This window comes from Alcanivorax sp. HI0044, assembly GCF_001634945.1.
In genome coordinates this window covers 1-748 of the sequence record NZ_LWEZ01000264.1, presented here as the reverse complement: position 1 = coordinate 748, position 748 = coordinate 1, and the positions used below count along the sequence as shown (strand labels likewise).

At 60.2% G+C, this 748-nt stretch carries 1 protein-coding gene; it reads left to right on the top strand.

The window, feature by feature from the left end; all coding sequences use genetic code 11:
• Nucleotides 1-494 precede the first annotated feature (494 nt).
• Nucleotides 495-748: Nif3-like dinuclear metal center hexameric protein (locus A3730_RS03280; RefSeq protein WP_197477256.1), on the top strand; the 254-nt coding region annotated here is incomplete at its 3' end.

Here is a 748-nt window from a genome sequence, read left to right as displayed (position 1 = left end):
GATGTTCACCACCGCTGGGGCCGCATGGTTTACCGCGCCGGCATAGCTGGCGACGCCGGTGTCATGCTGTGCGGGCTCAGCGTTGGGGCCCCACTGGTACCACCACAGGGCGACAAGGCCGACGGCCAGGCCGGTAATCACCGGGCCGGCCAGAAAACGAAGCAGTTTGATCACCGGTAATGCCCCCGTTTATGCGGTTCCCCTTTTTCGTCAGAGCCTGGTGAAGGGCCTCTGGCGAGACAAGTGAGGGGTCTGATAGGTAAACTGCGCGCAATAGTAGAACCTGTGAATGGTGATTGCTACCACCGGTTGGCTGTGGCAAATGGTCGCACGCCAGCCATTGCCATGCTCTCGGCAACGCCCTGCGAAGGCCCGCGTTGCAACGATTACGCGCCTAGGGTACATCACTCTGGCGAGTGGCAGGGTTGGCGCAGAGATCAGCCTTCACGGGTTTTGCGACCACATTCATCATGTCCGACCTGCCGGAAGGTGCCATGCTCAAGCGCGATTACATGTTGTCTCTGCTCGACCAGGAACTGGCCACGGACCGGTTTCAGGATTACTGCCCCAATGGTTTGCAGGTGGAAGGCCGCGAGCAGATTCATCGGGTGGTGTCCGGCGTGACGGCCTGTCAGGCCTTGATTGACGCGGCCATCGTGGAAGAAGCCGATGCCATTCTGGTCCACCACGGCTATTTCTGGAAAGGGGAAAGCCAGCAGATCCGGGGCATGAAGAAGCAACGGCTGCA